The organism is Actinomadura sp. NPDC049382 (genome assembly GCF_040677125.1).
Lineage (GTDB): Bacteria > Actinomycetota > Actinomycetes > Streptosporangiales > Streptosporangiaceae > Spirillospora > Spirillospora geliboluensis.
Genome location: NZ_JBFARO010000028.1, coordinates 17,807 through 33,612, shown reverse-complemented (window position 1 = coordinate 33,612; position 15,806 = coordinate 17,807). Strand labels below are relative to the sequence as shown.

At 73.5% G+C, this 15,806-nt stretch carries 16 protein-coding genes; 7 read left to right on the top strand and 9 right to left on the bottom strand.

Going from position 1 to position 15,806, the window contains the following annotated elements; genetic code table 11:
• Nucleotides 1-84 precede the first annotated feature (84 nt).
• Nucleotides 85-1,767, bottom strand: coding sequence for an MFS transporter (locus AB0K34_RS19135; protein WP_138638600.1), 1,683 nt, complete (start codon nt 1,765-1,767; stop codon nt 85-87).
• 289 nt (nt 1,768-2,056) lie between these two features.
• On the opposite strand from AB0K34_RS19135, the gene AB0K34_RS19130 reads away from it, so the two are divergent.
• The gene (locus tag AB0K34_RS19130; protein WP_138638599.1) at nt 2,057-3,109 is read left to right on the top strand and encodes a phosphotransferase family protein; all 1,053 of its coding nucleotides are present in this window, start codon (nt 2,057-2,059) and stop codon (nt 3,107-3,109) included.
• A gap of 135 nt (nt 3,110-3,244) precedes the next feature.
• Complete coding sequence (locus AB0K34_RS19125; RefSeq protein WP_138638598.1) at nt 3,245-4,894, top strand: long-chain fatty acid--CoA ligase; 1,650 nt, start codon at nt 3,245-3,247, stop codon at nt 4,892-4,894.
• A gap of 58 nt (nt 4,895-4,952) precedes the next feature.
• On the opposite strand, the gene AB0K34_RS19120 is transcribed toward AB0K34_RS19125, so the two are convergent.
• Nucleotides 4,953-5,555 carry a TetR/AcrR family transcriptional regulator gene (locus tag AB0K34_RS19120; RefSeq protein ID WP_138638597.1) on the bottom strand — a complete coding sequence of 201 codons (603 nt, stop codon included), beginning with the start codon at nt 5,553-5,555 and terminating at the stop codon, nt 4,953-4,955.
• 231 nt (nt 5,556-5,786) lie between these two features.
• Between AB0K34_RS19120 and AB0K34_RS19115 the strand changes: the two genes are divergently transcribed.
• The 5 genes from AB0K34_RS19115 to AB0K34_RS19095 are packed head-to-tail and all read left to right on the top strand — an operon-like array spanning nt 5,787 to nt 10,567.
• Complete coding sequence (locus AB0K34_RS19115) at nt 5,787-6,566, top strand: ABC transporter ATP-binding protein (RefSeq protein ID WP_138638596.1); 780 nt, start codon at nt 5,787-5,789, stop codon at nt 6,564-6,566.
• Nucleotides 6,559-7,266, top strand: coding sequence for an ABC transporter ATP-binding protein (locus AB0K34_RS19110; RefSeq protein ID WP_138638595.1), 708 nt, complete (start codon nt 6,559-6,561; stop codon nt 7,264-7,266). Before AB0K34_RS19115 ends, AB0K34_RS19110 begins: the two co-directional genes overlap by 8 nt.
• Entirely contained in the window at nt 7,266-8,144 is an 879-nt protein-coding gene (locus AB0K34_RS19105) for a branched-chain amino acid ABC transporter permease (protein ID WP_138638594.1), read from the top strand. The genes AB0K34_RS19110 and AB0K34_RS19105 overlap by 1 nt, the downstream gene beginning before the upstream one ends.
• 4 nt (nt 8,145-8,148) lie before the next feature.
• Nucleotides 8,149-9,333 carry a branched-chain amino acid ABC transporter permease gene (locus tag AB0K34_RS19100; protein WP_138638593.1) on the top strand — a complete coding sequence of 395 codons (1,185 nt, stop codon included), beginning with the start codon at nt 8,149-8,151 and terminating at the stop codon, nt 9,331-9,333.
• Nucleotides 9,254-10,567 (top strand): ABC transporter substrate-binding protein, encoded by a 1,314-nt coding sequence (locus AB0K34_RS19095; RefSeq protein ID WP_138638592.1) that lies wholly within the window; start codon nt 9,254-9,256, stop codon nt 10,565-10,567. The genes AB0K34_RS19100 and AB0K34_RS19095 overlap by 80 nt, the downstream gene beginning before the upstream one ends.
• Before the next feature lie 66 nt (nt 10,568-10,633).
• Here the strand turns inward: AB0K34_RS19095 and AB0K34_RS19090 are convergent, their stop codons facing one another.
• The 7 genes from AB0K34_RS19090 to pfkB all read right to left on the bottom strand — a co-directional run bounded on the left by AB0K34_RS19090 (nt 10,634) and on the right by pfkB (nt 15,762).
• Nucleotides 10,634-11,395 (bottom strand): DeoR/GlpR family DNA-binding transcription regulator, encoded by a 762-nt coding sequence (locus AB0K34_RS19090; RefSeq protein WP_138638591.1) that lies wholly within the window; start codon nt 11,393-11,395, stop codon nt 10,634-10,636.
• Nucleotides 11,396-11,498: 103 nt separating this feature from the next.
• Nucleotides 11,499-11,783, bottom strand: coding sequence for an HPr family phosphocarrier protein (locus AB0K34_RS19085; RefSeq protein ID WP_138638590.1), 285 nt, complete (start codon nt 11,781-11,783; stop codon nt 11,499-11,501).
• A 12-nt stretch (nt 11,784-11,795) separates the two neighbouring features.
• Nucleotides 11,796-12,836 carry a zinc-dependent dehydrogenase gene (locus AB0K34_RS19080; protein ID WP_138638589.1) on the bottom strand — a complete coding sequence of 347 codons (1,041 nt, stop codon included), beginning with the start codon at nt 12,834-12,836 and terminating at the stop codon, nt 11,796-11,798.
• Complete coding sequence (locus AB0K34_RS19075; RefSeq protein ID WP_138638603.1) at nt 12,833-13,312, bottom strand: PTS sugar transporter subunit IIA; 480 nt, start codon at nt 13,310-13,312, stop codon at nt 12,833-12,835. Before AB0K34_RS19075 ends, AB0K34_RS19080 begins: the two co-directional genes overlap by 4 nt.
• Nucleotides 13,305-13,622 (bottom strand): PTS lactose transporter subunit IIB, encoded by a 318-nt coding sequence (locus AB0K34_RS19070; RefSeq protein ID WP_138638588.1) that lies wholly within the window; start codon nt 13,620-13,622, stop codon nt 13,305-13,307. The genes AB0K34_RS19075 and AB0K34_RS19070 overlap by 8 nt, the downstream gene beginning before the upstream one ends.
• A 15-nt stretch (nt 13,623-13,637) precedes the next feature.
• Nucleotides 13,638-14,795, bottom strand: a complete 1,158-nt coding sequence (locus AB0K34_RS19065) for a PTS mannitol transporter subunit IICB (protein ID WP_364550026.1) — start codon at nt 14,793-14,795, stop codon at nt 13,638-13,640.
• A gap of 40 nt (nt 14,796-14,835) precedes the next feature.
• Nucleotides 14,836-15,762, bottom strand: coding sequence for a 1-phosphofructokinase (gene pfkB / locus AB0K34_RS19060; protein ID WP_364550024.1), 927 nt, complete (start codon nt 15,760-15,762; stop codon nt 14,836-14,838).
• Nucleotides 15,763-15,806 lie beyond the last annotated feature (44 nt).

Below are 15,806 nucleotides of genomic sequence, written 5' to 3'. Positions count from 1 at the left end.
GCGCGGCCGGAACGCGGCGAGCCCCCGGCCGGGGGGAGGGGCCCGGCCGGGGGCTCGTGTTCCGCGGTGGTCCCGCGGCGGCGGTCACTCCTTCGCGAGCGCCGCCAGCTCCTTCTCGATCGCGCGCTGGTGCGCCTCGGCGTCCTCACGGGCGCGCTTCGGGCTCCAGCGCCCCGTCATGATGAAGACGAACGGCAGGAAGACCAGCTGGCCGCCCAGGCAGACGTACCACCACGTCCGCCACTGGCCGGGGCCTTCCTCGGACGCCTTCTGCACCTCGGCGCCGTGCTCCTTGAGCACCGCAAGCTGCGGCTGCGCCTTCTGCACGGTGGCGAGGCCGGGCAGGCCGACCTCCTTCGCGGCCCGCGCCTGCAGCTCCGGCGGCGCCTGCCCGGCCGGGTACTTGCCCAGCTCGGCGAACAGCTGCGGGTGCTGGTTCACGATGGCCAGCGCCGGCGCCGCCTCCTTGGACGCGGCCTGCACCTCGTGCCCGTGCTCCACCAGCGGCGTCACCGACGTCACCACGAGCGGGACGAACGCCGCCGACCCCGCCACGACGAGCCGCAGGATCCAGCCCCACACGGCGAGCCCGGTCGCGGTCGCCGCCGGGTTGTGCTTCTCGACGGTCTCGGTGAAGCCCGCCATCCACGGCGCGTACGCCAGGCCGCCGAACACGCCGATGGCGATGAACAGCCACGCGAAGGTGTAGTAGCCGGTGTCGGGGTGGACGGCCAGCTGCGCGAAGTAGGCCGTGGCGGCGACCGAGCCGATGCCGCCGGCGAGCATCAGCGGCTTGCGGACGCCGAGTCTGTCCGACAGCAGCCCCGCCACCACCAGCGCGACCGCGTTGGCCGCCCAGTACCAGTTCGCGAGCCCGTTGGTGCGCTGCTCGCTGTAGCCGAACGTGGCGGAGAAGTAGATGACGAAGTTGCCGACCGCCGCGTAGTACAGCAGCAGGTAGACGCTGATCGCGAAGGCCGACCCGACGACGTCCAGCCGCATCATCTGCCGCCAGTGGCCCGACGCCTGCCGCTCGGGGTCGATGCCCTTGGCGCGCGCCTCGATCAGCGCGCGGTCGCGCATGCTCACCATGATCTGGTCGCGCAGCGCCGGGGACAGCTCCCGCAGCCCGAACAGCGCCACGACGAACACCGCCAGGGCGGCGTACCCGGAGTAGCGCAGCTCGTCCTGCCAGCTGGAGGTGTCGAGCGTCGCGCTGGTCACCGTCGTGACGACGAGGCTGCCGAGCACCGGGCCCATCGTCCAGAAGCCCATCGCGGTGGCCCGGCCGAGCTGCGGGGAGAAGTCGCGGATGAGCGCCGGGGTCGCGACCAGCACGATGCCCTCGATGAAGCTGAGCAGCGCGAACAGCACCAGGAACGTGTGCTTGCCCGGCGCCGAGGGCAGCGCCAGCACCAGCAGGCCGGCGACCAGCAGCCCGTACACGACGAGGTTCGCCCGGCCCCACCGGTCGGCGAGCCCGGCGAGCAGCGAGGCGAACGCGCCGATCGCGTTGCCGATCACCGACAGCAGGATGAAGTACCCGAACGACATCGAGTAGTGCGTCATGATCGACGTCGCGACGGCGTACTGGATGTAGAGCAGGTAGTACAGCACGATCGTGGTGACGACCACGATCGCGAGATAGCCGTAGCGGCGCCCCGTCTCGGGGTAGTGCGGCAGGTCGCGGCGCCACAGCCGGGCGGCGAGGCCCGGCGCGGCGGCGCCCTCGGCGGCGCCGGCGTCGGTGGACGAGGAAACGGGCATTCAGGAACTCCTCCGGGCGCTGTTCTCCCCCGAGAAACCGGTCCCGACCGGCGGTGGAGCACCGCTCCGCCGTCCGTCGTGCGGTCACGGTAATCCCGCCGCGCTCGAATGGCAATAAGTTGCGCCGTTGAAAACCGACCAGTCGGTATGGTCTTATCTACGTGCGGATACCTGCCCGGGGGCGGCGTGTGCCGGACCCTTGCCATGCCCGTTCGCAGCGCGCGGCCCTCCGGCATCCTGCGCCATACCGACCGGACGGTACAAGGCTTTCGGACGGCGAGGAGAGACCATGCGGGTATTCGAGGAGTCCGATGTCCCCGGGCTGGCGCTGGACCGGTTCGGGGCGTACTTCGAGCGGGTCCGGCCGGGCGCCGCGGCCGGGCCGCTGCGCGCGCGGGTCGTCGAGGGCGGGCGGTCCAACCTCACCTACGAGGTGACCGACGGGCGCTCCTCGTGGATCGTCCGGCGGCCGCCGCTCGGGCACGTCCTCGCGACCGCCCACGACATGGCGCGCGAGTACCGGGTGATGACCGCGCTCGCCGGCACCGCCGTGCCCGTCCCGGAGACCTACGCGCTGTGCGAGGACCCGGACGTGATCGGCGCGCCGTTCTACGTCATGGAGATGGTCGAGGGGGTCCCGTACCGGAGCGCCGCCGAACTGGCGCAGCTCGGGCCGGACCGGGTGGCGCGGATCGCCGACCGGATGATCGACACGCTCGTGGCGCTGCACGCGGTCGACCCGGCGGCGGCCGGCCTCGCCGGCTTCGGCCGCCCCGAGGGGTTCCTCGCCCGCCAGGTGCGGCGCTGGAAGAAGCAGCTCGACGCCTCGCGCAGCCGGGACCTGCCCGCCGCCGACGAGCTGCACGCGCTGCTGGCGGCTGACCCGCCCGCCGGGTCGGCGCCCGCGATCGTGCACGGCGACTACCGGCTCGACAACCTCCTCGTCGACTCCCGCGACCGGATCGCGGCCGTCCTCGACTGGGAGATGGCGACGCTCGGCGACCCGCTGACGGACCTCGCGCTGCTGCTGGTCTACATGGGGCGCGGCGCGCCGGCGCCCGGCGGCCGGGACGCCTCCAGCGCGCCCGGCTTCCCCGCGCCGGACGAGGTGGTGGCCCGCTACGCCGCGCGGAGCGGCCGCGACGTGTCCTCGATCGGCTTCTACGTGGCGCTCGCCTGCTTCAAGCTCGCGGTGATCTCCGAGGGCATCCACTACCGGTACCTGCGCGGCCAGACTGTGGGGGAGGGGTTCGGCGCGGTCGGCGCGGCCGTGGAGCCGCTGCTGCGCGCGGGCCTCGCCGCGCTGCGGGACGGCTCCCCGGGCGCCGGCCCGCATAAATGATCACGGCGGGCCGCCCGCGCCCCGGGCGTTGACGGCGGCGCACCGCGGAAATTATGGTGAACCGACCGGTCGGTATGTGCGATGTCCATTCCCTTCGCCGGCCGTTCGCCGCCGCGCGTCTTTCGGAGAATTGCCATGATCCCCAGCACGATGCAGGACTTTCCGCTGTCGGTCGCCGCGATCCTGCGGCACGGAGCGCGCGTCTACGGCCGCAGCGAGTGCGTGACCTGGACCGGCGGCGGCCCGCCCCGGCGCGCGACGTTCGCGGAGATCGCCCGCAACGCCGAGCGGCTCGCCGCCGCGCTGGCCCGGCTCGGCGTCCGGCGCGGCGACCGCGTCGCGACGTTCTGCTGGAACGACCAGGAGCACCTGGAGGCGTACTTCGCGGTGCCGGCCATGGGCGCGGTGCTGCACACGCTGAACATCCGGCTGTTCCCCGAGCAGCTCTCGCACATCATCAACCACGCCGACGACCAGGTCGTCATCGTGGACGACACCCTCGTGCCGCTGCTGGCGCGGGTCGTCGGCGAGCTCCCCGCCGTCGAGGCGTTCGTGGTGGTCGGCGACGGCGACGCGTCGGCGCTGGAGGGCAACGGCAACGGCGCGCCCGTCCTGCGCTACCGCGACCTCCTCGACGCCGAGGAGCCCGGCTTCGCGTGGCCGGACCTGGACGAGCGCTCCGCCGCGTCCATGTGCTACACCAGCGGCACCACGGGCGACCCCAAGGGCGTCGTGTACTCGCACCGCTCCACGTTCCTGCACGCGATGGCCGTGCAGTCGGCGTCGATGGTCGGCATCACCGAGGCCGACCGCGTGCTGACCATCGTCCCGATGTTCCACGTCAACGCGTGGGGCCTGCCCTACGGCGCCTTCCTGTCCGGCGCGACCCTCCACATGCCGGGCCCGTTCATGCAGCCCGAGCACCTGGTGAAGTTCATCGAGGCGGAGCGCAGCACGCTCGCGTCCGCCGTGCCCACGATCTGGAACGGCATCCTCGCCCACGGGGAGCAGCACGAGATCGACCTGTCGTCCCTGCGCGCGGGGACGTCCGGCGGCGCCGCCGCGCCGCGCGTCCTGCTGGAGCGGTTCGAGCGGCGCTACGGCCTGCGCATCATCCAGGGCTGGGGCATGACCGAGACCAGCCCGCTCGGCGGCATGGCGTTCCCGCCGCCCGGCGTGGAGCCCGGCACCGACGAGGACATGCGGTGGCGGCTGAAGTCCGGCCGCGTCGCCGCCGGCGTCGAGATGCGCATCGTCGGCGACTCCGGCGCCGAGCTGCCGTGGGACGGCGAGGCCGTCGGCGAGATCGAGGTCCGCGGGCCCTGGATCACCGGCGCCTACCACCGCGACCCGGCCCCGCAGAAGTTCGACGGCGGCTGGCTGCGCACCGGCGACATCGGCACCATCGACGACCGCGGCTTCTTCCAGATCACCGACCGCGCCAAGGACGTCATCAAGTCCGGCGGGGAGTGGATCTCCTCGGTCGAGCTGGAGAACCACCTGATGGCCCACCCCGCCGTCGCCGAGGCCGCCGTCATCGGCATCCCCGACCCGCGCTGGGACGAGCGCCCCCTCGCCTGCGTCGTGCTGCGCCCGGACGCCGCCGCGACGGCCGCCGAGCTCGCCGCGTTCCTCGCGGACAAGGTCGCCCGCTGGCAGGTCCCCGAGTACTGGACCTTCATCGACGAGATCCCCAAGACCACCGTGGGCAAGTTCGACAAGAAGCCGCTGCGGGCCCACCACAAGGACGCGACGCTGAAGGTCGAGCAGATCGAGAAGCCCTGAATCCGGCGGCGCCGCGCCATTACCGAATGGGCTTCGGTATTCGACTTAGTGAGCGCGGCTAGTTTTTCAGGCCGTTCAGGAACAGGTCCACGTAGTGGTCGCTGATGGCCTCGGTCTCCAGCGTGCCGCCGGGCCGGTACCAGACGCCGATCTGGTGGACGGTCCCGAAGAAGAAGTGGACGGCGATGTCGGCGGGCGTGGCGCTGCGGAACGCGCCCGCCCGCTGGCCCTCCTCGACGAGGTCGCGGAAGCGCTCGTGGTAGCGGCGGCGCTCGGCGCGGACGGCCTCGCGGCGGTCGCGGGGGAGCAGGTGCGTCGAGCGGAAGAAGACCGTGAAGTCGTCCAGGTAGCGGAACGAGGTGTTGAGGACGTCGACGGCGGCGGCGCGCAGCCGCTCCTCGGCGGTGCCGGGGCCGTCGGCGATCTGCTCCAGGCGCGACATCTGCAGGCCGAGGAGGCGGTGGTAGATCTCGTAGAGGAGGTCGTCCTTCGAGCCGAAGTAGTGGTACATCGCGCCCTTGGTGACGCCCGCGGCGTTGACGATCTCCTGGACCGAGGTGTTCTCGAAGCCCTTCTCGGCGAACATGCGCGTCGCCACGGCGAGCAGCCGGTCGGGCAGCGGCAGGTTGCCGGGGATCCGGTTCACGGGCGCCTGCGTCATCACTCCACCTCCGTTCCGGGATGGCCCCGGGATCTCGCGCCGTCCCGGCGGCGGCCGCCCGCAGATCGCCGACAGCCTACCGGCGGCGCGGGCGCGGGGCCGTATCGGGACCTGCGCACCGGCTGTTGACCGGGAGCGCCCGATGATTCTATCTTCATGGAATCCGACCAGTCGGTATGTGCATTTCAGCCTCGGGGGATTCACGCTGTTTCATCGGCGAGGTGAGGCGTTATGTCCGGCTCCTCCGCGAACTTGGAACTACGAGAGGTGACCGTCCGCTTCGCCGGGCTGGTCGCCCTGGACGGTGTGTCCCTCTCCGCGCCGCAGGGCCGGGTCACCGGTGTGATCGGCCCGAACGGCGCGGGCAAGACGACCCTCTTCAACGCCGTGTGCGGGTTCGTCCGGCCGGTGTCGGGGGAGGTGCGCTGGCGCGGCCGGGTCCTCGGCCGGCACCGGCCACATGACCTGACGCGGCTCGGCATCGCCCGGACCCTGCAGGGGCTCGGGCTCTTCCCCGGGCTCACCGTCCTGGAGAACGTGATGGTCGGCGCCGACCGGCACGCCAGGGCCGGGTTCTGGTCCGGGCTCCTCGCACTGCCGCGCGGCGACCGCGACGAGGCCGCGCTGCGCGAGCGGGCGATGGCCCGGCTCGCGGAGCTGGGCGTGGAGGGGGAGGCCCACCGGCTGTCCGGGCAGCTGCCCTACGGCGTGCAGAAGCGGGTCGCGCTGGCGCGGGCGCTGGTCGCCGAGCCCGACCTGCTGCTGCTGGACGAGCCCGCCGCCGGGCTGTCGGCGGCGGAGATGGACGAGCTGGCCGAGCTGATCCGCGGGCTGCGCGGCGGCCCGGCGGTCGTGCTCGTCGAGCACCACATGGACCTCGTGATGAGCGTCTGCGACCAGGTCGTGGTGCTGGACTTCGGCAAGGTCATCGCGAGCGGGGCGCCCGCGGAGGTCCGCGACGACCCCGCCGTCCTCGACGCCTACCTCGGCGAGGAGGTCGCGGGTGCTTGAGGTGAAGGGGCTGACCGTCCACTACGGCGCCGTCCGCGCGCTCGGCGGCGTGGACCTGTCGGTGGACGAGGGCTCGGTGACCGCGGTGCTCGGCGCCAACGGCGCCGGGAAGACCACGCTGCTGCGCACGGTCTCCGGGCTCCTGCGGCCGAAGGCGGGCCGCGTCGAGCTGGACGGGACGGACCTCACCCGGCTGCCGGTCGAGGACATCGTCCGGCTCGGGGTTGCGCACGTCCCGCAGAGCGGCGGCGTCATCACCGAGCTGACCGTCGAGGACAACCTGCGGCTCGGCGGGCTGTGGCGGCGGGACCGGGCCGCGCTGGCGCGCCGGGTCGCCGAGATGTACGAGCTGTTCCCGCCGCTCGCCGAGCGCCGGGCGCGGACCGCCGCCACCCTGTCCGGCGGCGAGCGGCAGATGCTCGCGCTGGCCCGGGCGCTCACCGGCGCGCCCCGGCTGCTGCTGGTCGACGAGCCGTCCCTCGGCCTGGCGCCGCGCGTGGTCGCCCAGCTGATGGCCGTGCTGCGCCGGCTGTGCGACGAGGACGGCCGCACCGTCCTGCTCGTCGAGCAGAACGCCCGCAGCGCGCTGTCGGTCGCCGACCGCGCGATCGTCCTGGACCTCGGCGCGGTCGTCGCGGCCGAGCCCGCCGCGACCCTCGCCGCCGACGACCGCCTCCGCCACGCCTACCTGGGGTTCTGATGGTGCGCTTCATCAATCTCACGCTCGCCGGCATCACCTCCGGCATGGTGTTCGCGGCGGTCGCGCTCGCGCTGGTGCTGATCTGGCGGGCCACCCGCGTCGTGAACTTCGCGCAGGGCGGGATGCTGATGTTCACGACGTTCCTCGCCTGGAGCGTCATCGACCACGGCGGCTCCTACTGGCTGGCGCTCGGCGTCGCGCTGGCGTCCGGGCTGGTGCTCGGCGCGGTCATCGAGCGGGTCGTGGTCCGCCCGGTGGAGAACAAGCCGCCGCTGAACGCCGTCATCGTCACGCTCGGCCTGTACGTGCTGCTGCAGGCGGGCGCCGGGATGATCTGGGGCGACACGCCGCACTCCTACCCGCCCGCGTTCACGATCAAGGGGCTGTCGGTGGCCGGGACGCGGCTGCTGCTGTCCCCGTTCGACCTGTTCGTCATCGGCGCCGTCGCCGCGGTGATGGTGCTGCTGACGCTGCTGTTCGTCCGCACCGACCTCGGGCTGCGGCTGCGCGCGTCGGCGTTCGCGCCGGAGATCGCCCGGCTGCAGGGCGTCCGCGTCGGCCGGATGCTGACCCTCGGCTGGGCGCTCGCCGCGCTCGTCGGGTCGCTCGCCGGGGTGCTGATCGCCCCCTCGGTGTTCGTCGGCCCCGCCCAGTTCGACGCGATGCTCGTGTTCGGGTTCACCGCGGCGGTCATCGGCGGGCTGGACAGCCCGGTCGGCGCCGTCACCGGCGGGCTGCTGCTCGGCTGCGCGCTCAGCTACGTGTCCGGCTACGTCAGCTCCGACCTGGTCACGTTCGGTGCGCTGGCCGCCCTCATCACCGTCCTGATGGTCAGACCCAACGGCCTGTTCGCCGCGAGCGCGGCGAGAAGGGTGTGACGCGGTGGACACCGTCCTGAACCTGCTGCGCCGCTCGACGCTTACCCGGCACACCGCCGGCGCCCTCGCCGGGCTCGCCGCCCTGTACTTCCTGACGACGGCCGTCGGCCCCTACCGGGACCTGCAGATCGCGCAGGTCGCCTACCTCACCTGCGCGGTCGCCGGCCTCACCGTGCTGACCGGGCTCGGCGGGCAGATCTCGCTCGGGCACGGCGCGTTCATGGCCGTCGGCGCCTACACCGCCGCGCTCGTCATCGGGCACTGGGGCTGGCCGCTCGCCGCCGTCCTCGCGGCTGCGGCCGGCGTCACCGCCGTCGCGGGCGTGCTGGTCGGCGCGGTCGCCGCCCGGCTGCACGGCCCCTACCTCGCGGGCGCCACCCTCGCGTTCGCCGTCGGGCTGCCCGGCCTCGCCAACTACGCGCCGCTCACCGACCTGCTCGGCGGGCAGAACGGGCTGACGCTCGTCCCGCCGGTGCCGCCCGAGTCGCTCGGCGCGACGTTCCCGCTGGAGCGCTGGCAGGCGTGGATCTCCTGCCTCGGCGCCGTCATCACGCTGTTCCTGCTCGCCAACCTCACCCGCGGCCGGTTCGGCCGGACGCTGCGGGCCAGCCGCGACGACGAGATCGCCGCCGCGCTCAGCGGCGTCCGCGTCGCCCGGCTGCGGATCGCCGCGACCGTCGTCTCGGCCGCCTGCGCCGGCCTCGGCGGCGGGCTGCTCGCGGTGGTCGCGACGCTGGCGGCGCCCGGCGCGTTCCCGCTCACGCTCTCCCTCCAGCTGATCGCCGCGATCATCATCGGCGGCCTCGGCAGCCTGGCCGGCGCCGTGTGGGGCGCGCTGATCCTGGTGTACGTGCCGACGTGGGCGTCCGACCTGTCGTCCTCGTCCGGCCTGTCGCACAACATCGCCTCCAACCTGCCCCTCGCCGTCTACGGCCTCGTCCTCATCGTGGTGACGCTGGCCTTCCCGCGCGGACTCCAGGGAGGGCTCCGCGGCATCGGCGGCGCCGTCCGGCGCCGCGCGCACGTCAGGCGCGACCGAGCTCCCGGGCCGCGCGGTTCCGCATCGACCGACACATCGGGGCCCACCACCACGCACCCAGGAGGAGCAGATGAAGCGACTGCGGACCAGGGCGCTCGCCGTGATGACCGCGGCGAGCCTGGCGATCGCGGCGAGCGGCTGCGGCGGTGACGGCGGGGACGGCGGCGACTCGGCCGCGCCCGGCGTCACCGCCACCACCGTCACCATCGGCAGCCACCAGCCGCTGACCGGCCCGGCCGCGCCCGGGTACAGCGCCAACTCCGCGGCGTCCAAGGCGTTCTTCGACTACGTCAACGCCAACGGCGGCATCAACGGGCGCAAGATCGTCTACAAGTACGTGGACGACGCCTACAACCCGACGCAGACCGTCAGCGTCACGCAGAAGCTCGTCCTCCAGGACAAGGTCTTCGCGATCTTCAACGGGCTGGGCACCCCCACCCACTCCAAGGTCGTCGACTACCTCAACGCCCAGCGGGTGCCCGACCTGTTCGTCGCCTCCGGCTGCGGCTGCTGGGACGAGCCGCAGAAGCACCCGCAGACGTTCGGCTGGCAGGTCGACTACATCCGCGAGGGCAAGATCCTCGGCGACCACATCAAGAAGACGTTCGCCGGCAAGAAGGTCGCCTACTTCTTCCAGAATGACGACTTCGGCCAGGACGGCGTGAAGGGCCTCGACAAGTACATCCCGAAGGCCGACGTGGTGTCCCGGCAGTCCTACCAGCCGGGCAGCACCGACATCGGCGCGCAGGCCCAGGCGATCGCCCAGTCCAAGGCCGACGTGGTCGTGCTGTTCAGCATCCCCACCTACACCGCGCTGTTCCGGCTCGCCGCGCTGAAGCTGAACTACAAGCCGACGTTCGTCGTCAGCAACGTCGGGTCCGACCCGATCACCCTCACCGGGCTGCTGGAGAGCTTCGCCAAGAAGGGCGGCGCCGAGGTCAAGGGCAGCCCGCTCATCCAGGGCATGATCACCGACGGGTACCTGGCGGCGCCAGGCGACGCCTCCAACAGCTGGACGCAGCTGTTCAAGAAGATCCACGCCCAGTACATCCCGAAGCTGCCGTTCAACGGCAACATCGTCTACGGGATGTCGGTCGCCTACACCTTCGTGCAGGCGCTGCAGGCCGCCGGGAAGAACCCGACCCGCAAGGCCCTCGTCGAGGCGCTGGAGAAGTCGCACTTCACCGGGCCGGGCGTCGTCCCGTTCGCCTACAGCAAGGAGTCGCACGCCGGGTACACCGGCGCGGTGATCGGCAAGATCCAGGGCGAGAACGTCGTGCCCGAGGGCCAGCCGCTCACCACCGACGACGGCGACGGGCCGATCCAGCCCTACACGACGCCGCAGCCGCAGGCGCCCGCCAACGGGATCCCCGCGGCCGGCTGACGGGTGCCGCCGCCGTCCCGCGCGACCGCCCCACCGGCGCGGGACGGCGGCTCCGGGGGCACCGGCTCAGGCCCGGACGATCTCCGGCCCGGCGGCGGCGAGGTCGGCGGCGAGGTCGGTGTCCAGCCCGGTGTCGGTGATGAGCACGTCGATGTCCGGCAGCCCGCCGAACCGCACCAGGTGGTCGTGCCCGATCTTGGTGCGGTCGGCGAGCAGCACCCGCCGCCGGGACGAGGCGATCATCGCCCGCTTCACCGCCGCCTCCGCCTGGTCGGAGGTGGTCAGCCCGCGCTCGACCGAGCAGCCGTTGGTCGCCATGAACGCCACGTCCACCCACAGGTCGGCGAGCGGGCGCAGCACCCAGTCGTCGACCGTGGCGAGCGTCCGGCCGCGCACCCGGCCGCCCAGGATGATCACGGTCAGGTTGGCGCGGGTGGCCAGCACCGCGGCGTGCGGCGGCGAGTTCACGATCACGGTCAGCTCGCGGTCGGCCGGCAGCAGCTGGACGAACCGGGCCGTGGTCGTGCCCGCGTCCACGATGATCGACCCCTCGGCGGGCAGCTCCGCCAGCGCCGCCTTGGCGATGCGCTGCTTCTCCTCGGTCATCACCGCGTCCCGCGCCGCCAGCTCCGGCTCGAACCCGAGCCGCTCCACCGGCATCGCGCCGCCGTGCACCCGGCGGATCGTCCCGGCCCGCTCCAGGACGGTCAGGTCCCGGCGGATCGTCTCGGTCGTGACGGAGAACTCCTCCGACAGCGCGACCACGTCCACCCGGCCCTTCGAGCGCGCCAGCGCAAGGATCGCCTGCTGCCGTTCCTCCGCGTACATGACCGTCCCACCCGTCCCGCGTCAGTCCCGTCCCGCCCCATTGTGGCGGGTGCGGGCGGTCTCCCGCGTCCGCGCTGGGGCCGCCGCCGGCCCCGGCGCGGGGTCACGCATGGTCGGGCTCCTCGGCGTCCAGGTCGCGGGCGAGCAGGTCCGCCAGCTCGTCCAGGGCCGCGGCGGCGCCGTCGCCCTCGGCCGACAGCGTCACCTCCGTCCCCCGCGCGGCGCCGAGCGACAGCACGCCGAGGATGCTGCTCGCCGGGACGGGGGCGCGGTCGCCGACCCGGATGGACACCCGGACGGGCTGCCGGGCGGCGGTGTGCACGAAGATCTGCGCGGGCCGGGCGTGCAGGCCCTGCGCCGAGGCGATGACGACGCTGCGTTCGGGCATGGCATGGCTCCTTCAGGGCTCGATCGTGACCTTGATGGCCGCGCCCCGGGTGACCAGGTCCAGGGCGTCGTGCAGCGCGTCCAGCGGGAGCCGGTGGGTGATGAGGTCCTCCACCTGCACCCGCCCGGACCCGATCAGCTCCAGTGCGCGCGCGTTGTGGGCGGGGCTCGACCCGTTCGCGCCGACCAGCGACAGCTCCCGGTAGTGGACGCGGTTGGCGTCGACGGAGATCACCGGGTCGTCCTTCGGCAGCCCGCCGAACAGGCTGACCCGGCCGCCGGGCGCCATCAGCCGCTGCGCCTGCTCCTGCGCGGCGCCGGACGCGGCCGCGGTGATCGCGACGTCGGCGCCGCGCCCCCCGGTGCGCGCGAGGACCTCCGCGACCGGGTCGGCGACGCTCGCGTCGATCGCGGCGTCCGGCTTGACCAGCGCGGCGGCCCGGTCCAGCCGCTCGGCGTTGACCTCGACGAGGAACACCCGGGCGGCGCCGCGGGCCCGCGCGACCCGCACGTGCAGGCAGCCGACCGGGCCGGAGCCGAACACCACGACGTCGTCGCCCTCGCCGACCCGCGCCAGCTCCTGGCCGTTGAGGACGCAGGCGAGCGGCTCGGCCACCGACGCCTCGGCGAACGAGACGCCGTCCGGGATCCGGTTGACGCCGTCCACCGCGAGCACCTTCGCCGGGACGATCATGTACTCGGCGAAGCCGCCGTCGTAGTGGTACCCCATCGACTCCTGCGCGGCGCAGACGGTCCGGCGGCCGCGCCGGCACTCCGCGCAGGTGCCGTCGGGGATCGCGGCGATGACCTGGACGCGGTCGCCCGCCGTCCAGCCCGCGACGCCGGCACCGGTCGCGGCCACCTCGCCGGCGATCTCGTGCCCCATCACCCGCGGCGGCGCGATGTGGTGGTGCCCGAAGCGGGAGATCTTGACGTCGGTCCCGCAGGTCGAGCAGTTCCGGACGCGGATCTTCAGCTCGCCGGGGCCGGGCGCCGGCTCGGGCGCGTCCTCCAGCCGGATGTCGCCGGGGGCGTAGAAACGGGCGACCTTCATACGGTGTGTCCTTGTCCTGTCGTTCGATGGTGTTCTGCCGGCGGGGCGAGCAGCGCGAGGACCTGCTCGGGCTCGGCGGCCTCGCGCAGCGCGCGGGCCCGGCCGGGGTCCATGAGGATCTCGGCCAGCTCGGCGAGGATCTCCATGTGCCCGCCGCCCCGCGCCGCGATCGCGATGCACACGGTCACCGTGTCGCCGTTCCAGTCGGTCCCCTCGGGGAACCGGACGACGGCGAGGGCGTCGCGGTGGATGAGGCCGCGCCCCGCGTTCGTGCCGTGCGGGATGGCCACGCCCTCGCCGAGGTAGGTGGAGATCGAGCGCTCCCGCTCCAGCATCGCCTCGACGTAGCCGGGCTCGACGGCCCCGGTCTCCACCAGGACCCGCCCGCAGACCCGGACGGCCTCGTCGCGGCCCGCGGCGCGGGCGTCCAGCCGGATCGCCTCCGGTGCCAGCAGGGCCGCGGCCCGGTCAGGCACCGACCTCACCGCCGTCCTTGATCGCCTTGACGAGCCGGTCCACGGCGGGGTCGCCGATGTAGACCTCGAAGGTGACGACCGGGGCGTCCCCGGCGCCGCGCCGGGCGCGGTCGGCGAGCCCGGCGTGGGTGACGACCACGTCGGCGTCGCCGGGGATCGCGTCGACGGGCGTGTGCTCGACGGTCACGTCGCTCTTCTTCAGCGCCTTGCGCAGCTGCCCGGCGAGCATGACGCTGCTGCCCATTCCGGCGTCGCAGGCGATGACGAGTTTGCGGATGTCCTTGCCGTTCATGGTGGGTGTGCCTTCCATCGGACGTGGTGGTGGTCAGGACGCGGCCGCCTCCTTGGCGGTCCCTCCCGCGGCCTTGTTCTCGGCCGTCTTCTGCTCGGCCTCTCTGAGCTCGTCCTCGGCGCCGTCCTCCTTGGGCTCGGCGAGCCTGCCGAAGCCGAGCAGGGCGGCGCCGACGCCGAAGGACACGGCCGCCGACGCGAGCATGCCGGTGTAGACGCCGATCCAGTTGCCGACGCCGCGCGGCGTCTGCGCGAGGTAGGCGAAGATGCTGCCGGGGGAGGGCGTCGCGACGAGCCCGGTGCCGGTCGCCACGAAGATCGCCACGCCGGTCATGCCGCCCGCCATCGCGGCGAGGATCATCCGCGGCTTCATCAGGATGTAGGGGAAGTAGATCTCGTGGATGCCGCCGAAGAAGTGGATGATGGCGGCCGCCGGGACGCTCGGCCGCAGCCGCCGCGGCCCGAAGAACCAGTAGGCGAGCAGGACGCCGAGGCCGGGCCCGGGGTTGGACTCCAGCATGAACAGCACCGACTTGCCGGTCTCGGCGGCCTGCTGCACGCCGAGCGGGCCGAGCACGCCGTGGTTGACGGCGTTGTTCAGGAACAGCACCTTCGCGGGCTCGATCAGCAGGGAGGTGAGCGGCAGGACGTCGTGGTCGACGAGCCAGCTCACCCCGTCCCCGGCCCACTCGCTGAAGGTGTTCATGACCGGGCCGATCACCCGGTGGCCGGCGACCGCCATGGCGCCGCCGATGATCCCGGCGGAGAAATTGTCGACGAGCATCTCGAACCCGGTGCGGACCCGGTCCTGGACGAGCCCGTCGAACAGCTTCAGCAGGTACGCGGCGAGCGGACCCATGATCATCGCGCCGAGGAACATCGGCACGTCCGCGCCGACGACGATGCCGACGGTCGCGACGGCGCCGACCACCGCGCCGCGCTGGCCGTGCACCATCCGCCCGCCGGTGTAGCCGATCAGCAGCGGCAGCAGGAACTTGATCATCGGGTCGACGAGCTCGCCCAGCTCCTTGTCGGGCAGCCAGCCGGTGGGGATGAACAGCGCGGTGATCAGGCCCCAGGCGATGAACGCGCCGATGTTCGGCATGACCATCCCGGCCATCTTGCCGCCGACGCGCTGGACGTGCGCCCGGAACCCGGTGCCGGTGGGCTCCGGGGTGTACGTGGTGGCCATCTCGGGCCTCCTGTCGATCGGGGGTGGGTACTGCGATCCGTCAGGTGAGCAGGGGCCGGGCGAGGTCCGGCCGGGGGTGGATGCGCACGGTGTCGCGGTGGATCTCGGCCGGGCCCGGCATCCGGCCGGCCGGCGTCCGCACGGCCGCCGCGCCCCAGGCGAGCGCCTCGGCGAGCGCGGCCGGCCCGCGGGCCCCGGCCGCCAGGAACCCGGCGAGCAGGGCGTCGCCGGCGCCGACCGTGCCGCGCGGGTGGGCGACGGGCGCCTCGCCGGTGCGGACGCCGTCGTCGTCGACGAGCACGGCGCCCTCCGCGCCGAGGCTGACCAGGACGGCGCGGGCCCCCCGCGCCCGCAGCTCGCCGGCCGCCTCGACGACGTCGGCGACGGTGTCGACCGCGCCGCCGACCGCCTCGGCGAGCTCCTCCCGGTTCGGCTTGATCAGGTCGGGCCCGGCGGCGACGGCCGCGCGCAGCGCCGCGCCGCTGGAGTCGACCGCGATGCGGATGCCGTCCGGGGCGAACCGGCGGCACAGCGCGGCGTAGGTGTCGTCCGGGACGCCGGGCGGGAGGCTGCCGCAGCCCACCACCCAGCTCGCCGCGCCCGCCTCGGCCGCGACCACGGCGGCGAGCTCGTCCAGCTCGCCGCGCGACAGCGGGCCGCCCGGCTCGTTGAGCTTGGTGTCGACGCCGCCGGGCTCGGCGATGGTCACGTTGGACCGGGTGCGGCCCGCGACGCGGACGGCGCGGACCCGCATGCCCTCGGCGGCCAGCAGCCGGTGCAGCTGGTCGCCGTCGCCGCCGCCCACGGCGACCACGGCGGTGGAGGCGACCCCGTTGGCGAGCAGCGCCCGGGACACGTTGACCCCCTTGCCGCCCGGGTCCAGCCGCGCGGACCGGGCCCGGATGACCGCGCCGCGGGTCAGCACGTCCACCTCGATCGTCCGGTCGAGGCTCGGATTGAGCGTCACCGTCACGATCATGCGCGCGCCGTTCCGCGGACCATGTGGGTTCC

Bases quoted from the DNA above. Each gene is read 5' to 3' on its own strand.
- AB0K34_RS19095 (WP_138638592.1), top strand. From the start codon at position 9,254: ATGAAGCGACTGCGGACCAGGGCGCTCGCCGTGATGACCGCGGCGAGC.
- AB0K34_RS19125 (WP_138638598.1), top strand. From the start codon at position 3,245: ATGATCCCCAGCACGATGCAGGACTTTCCGCTGTCGGTCGCCGCGATC.
- AB0K34_RS19115 (WP_138638596.1), top strand. From the start codon at position 5,787: ATGTCCGGCTCCTCCGCGAACTTGGAACTACGAGAGGTGACCGTCCGC.
- AB0K34_RS19135 (WP_138638600.1), bottom strand. From the start codon at position 1,767: ATGCCCGTTTCCTCGTCCACCGACGCCGGCGCCGCCGAGGGCGCCGCC.
- AB0K34_RS19105 (WP_138638594.1), top strand. From the start codon at position 7,266: ATGGTGCGCTTCATCAATCTCACGCTCGCCGGCATCACCTCCGGCATG.
- AB0K34_RS19120 (WP_138638597.1), bottom strand. From the start codon at position 5,555: ATGACGCAGGCGCCCGTGAACCGGATCCCCGGCAACCTGCCGCTGCCC.
- AB0K34_RS19090 (WP_138638591.1), bottom strand. From the start codon at position 11,395: ATGTACGCGGAGGAACGGCAGCAGGCGATCCTTGCGCTGGCGCGCTCG.
- AB0K34_RS19080 (WP_138638589.1), bottom strand. From the start codon at position 12,836: ATGAAGGTCGCCCGTTTCTACGCCCCCGGCGACATCCGGCTGGAGGAC.
- AB0K34_RS19085 (WP_138638590.1), bottom strand. From the start codon at position 11,783: ATGCCCGAACGCAGCGTCGTCATCGCCTCGGCGCAGGGCCTGCACGCC.
- AB0K34_RS19130 (WP_138638599.1), top strand. From the start codon at position 2,057: ATGCGGGTATTCGAGGAGTCCGATGTCCCCGGGCTGGCGCTGGACCGG.
- AB0K34_RS19070 (WP_138638588.1), bottom strand. From the start codon at position 13,622: ATGGAAGGCACACCCACCATGAACGGCAAGGACATCCGCAAACTCGTC.
- AB0K34_RS19065 (WP_364550026.1), bottom strand. From the start codon at position 14,795: ATGGCCACCACGTACACCCCGGAGCCCACCGGCACCGGGTTCCGGGCG.